Here is a 2,823-nt window from a genome sequence, read left to right as displayed (position 1 = left end):
TGGCGAAAACGGAGCATACCCACCCACTTAGAACGGCATAATCCACCCACAATTATTGCTAAAATGGGCTTGAAAAGGGCATAAAAAACGGAGCATATCCGTTCATTTTTGCTAAAAAATGCCCAAAGTCGCTCAAAAAACGGAGCATATCCGTTCAGTGGTTTGTGATTACGATAAAATATCCGTTTTACTATACAAAAATCGGAGTATATCCGTTCAGTGATGGGAATGTAATAATACAATAATCAGTTGTTTACATTCGGAAAACGGAGCATATCCGTTCACTTTCTCATAGAAACGACGATGCCTGCATAAAAAACGGGGCATGTCCGTTCACTTTCCACTCTTTCCCGTATCTTGTATGCAGAATATAATCTTCATACAATACGACTATGGCAGGAAAAAGTAAGAATATGAGCCAGATCAAACAACTTCTTCTACTAAAGAAGAGCGGAATCTCCAACCGCAAGGCTGCCGATATAATCGGCATGAACAAGGAGACAGTGAACAACTACATGAACAAGGTCAGCGCTGACAGCCTGAGCCTTGATGAACTTATCAGGTTGGATGATCCCATTCTTGAGCACCGTCTCAAGGGCGGCAATCCTGCATATAGCGACAAGCGTTTTGAAACATTCAAAGCCCTTCTTCCATATCTTCAGGAGGAGATGAAGCGCAAGCATGTCACGCTGAAGCTGCTTTGGGAGGAATACCGTAATGAGCATCCGGATGACCACTACAGCCTGACACAGTTCCGTTTTCATTACAATCAGAACACAGAGGCCGGAAAGGAATCGCCATCTACCATACTTGCTGACATGCGTACTGGCGGTGAAAAGCTTTTCCTCGATTTTGCCGGTGATACCATGGGATACGTTGATATGGAAACCGGTGAGGTCGTCCAGTGCCAGGCTTTCGTAGCCACTCTGCCTGCAAGCGACTACGGTTATATCCTCTTCGTACGTTCACAACGCACGGAAGACTTTGTATATGCCATAACACAGTGCCTGAAACATCTTGGCGGCGTACCAAAGATGCTTGTCCCTGACAACCTTAAAGCTGCCGTTGTCAAGACAGACAGATATGAGCCTTCGCTTAACCGTGTAATGGAGGATATGGCCAATCATTATGGCACGGTCATCATACCGGCACGTCCCGCACACCCAAAAGATAAAAGCAACGTGGAAGGGACCGTGAGGCTTGTCTATATGCGTGTGTTTGCCGAACTCCGCAATGAAACCTTCCATTCACTGGAAGAGCTTAACCGGGCAGCCTCGCTCAAAATGAAAGCGCACAACCAGAAACGCATGCAGAAGCATCCTTACACGCGTGAGGAACGGTTCCTTGCCGTAGACAGGCCAAATCTTATGCCGCTGCCTGACAGGGATTTTGAGATTGTGTCATATACCGATTTGAAGGTGTCAACCAACTGCTGTATCTATCTCGGACGTGACCAGCACTATTATACAGTGCCGTATCAGTATATATCCAAAACTGCACATGTTGCATATACACGCACACTGGTAAAAGTATATGTGGACGGTGAACTTGTAGCCACTCACATACGTGATTACAACAGGGGAAAGTATACTATTGTAAAGGAGCATCTTGCAAGCAACTCCCGGGAATACAGAGGAATGAGTGCAAAATCATACATAGAGCGTGCCGAGCGTGCATCCGGCATACTTGGAGATGTAATCCGCCGCATATTTTATTCTTCCACAATGCCTCCGGAGACTCATTACAAGACCTGCGACGGGCTTCTAAACCTGCAAAGGAGCAGTGATCCGGCCGTTTTCCAGAAAGCCTGCGAGACAGCCCTGAACGTAGACAGATGCAGTTACCGCTTTATACGCTCACTGGTGGAAAGCAAGTGTGCCGGTGTGGGGCAGCCTACATCTTCCTTTGCTCCTCCGCAACACTGTAATATCCGTGGGAAATCACAGTTCAAATGACAGACTTCTAACACTCAAAACCAATAACGATGGATGAAATTATCAATGCTCTAAGAAACCTTAAGATGCCCGGAATGGCACATTACTGGGCTACGATGCAGGAGACGCGACAGGCAGAGTCGCTCTCCTTGAAGGACGGCCTGCAACTGCTTATACAGGCCGAACTGGATAACCGGAATCAAAGCCGGAATGCCCGTCTGATAAAAAAAGCACACTTCCGTTATCACGCTTCCATAAGTGAAGTTATCTATGACAGCAAGCGTGGCGTAGACAAGCAGAAAGTGCTTAATCTTGCCACTTGTGACTATGTGAAAAACGGGGTGTCCATACTTATTACGGGAGCTTCCGGTACAGGTAAAAGCTGGTTGGGTACAGCGTTTGGTCATCAGGCCTGCATGAACGGATATAAAGTTGCTTATTATAACCTGTACAGGCTCTTCGAGGAAATAAGCCTTGCCCGCATATCCAGTACTCTGCATCGTTTCTTCGCCAAGCTGGCACAGACTGACCTGCTTATACTGGACGACTTCGGAATGAAAGTTCTTGACGGACAACAGTTGCTTGACTTTATGGAGATTATAGAAGACCGCCATGGACAAAAAGCTACGATCATCATATCACAACTGCCGGTTGCTAACTGGTACGATGTGATGAAAGGCAACACGACTGCAGCTGATGCAATATTAGACAGGCTGGTACACACAAGTGTGCGCTTCGAGCTACAAGGCAGCAGTTTACGTCAAAAAAGACATCAAAACTGCAACGTTACAGACGAAAATCAATAAATTTGCATCGCCATAGGTAAAGAGTATGAAAAGTGAACGGATATCCCCGTTTTGGGTGAACGGATATCAACCGTTTTCAGCAT

The 2,823-nt window shown here is 46.3% G+C and carries 2 protein-coding genes; both read left to right on the top strand.

The genetic code is table 11. The features are described from left to right. The first annotated feature begins 392 nt into the window (after positions 1-392). A complete protein-coding gene (istA, locus tag NW213_RS16695) occupies positions 393-1,955 on the top strand; it encodes an IS21 family transposase (protein ID WP_258323467.1) in 1,563 nt (520 codons plus the stop codon). 29 nt (positions 1,956-1,984) lie between these two features. After that, the gene (gene istB / locus NW213_RS16690; protein ID WP_204393307.1) at positions 1,985-2,740 is read left to right on the top strand and encodes an IS21-like element helper ATPase IstB; all 756 of its coding nucleotides are present in this window, start codon (positions 1,985-1,987) and stop codon (positions 2,738-2,740) included. The last annotated feature ends 83 nt before the right edge of the window (positions 2,741-2,823 follow it).

This window comes from Bacteroides sp. ET336 (genome assembly GCF_024733815.1).
Classification (GTDB): Bacteria; Bacteroidota; Bacteroidia; order Bacteroidales; family Bacteroidaceae; genus Phocaeicola; species Phocaeicola cellulolyticus.
The sequence above is the reverse complement of the archived record's forward strand: the minus strand, read 5'-3'. Positions and strand labels throughout refer to the sequence as shown.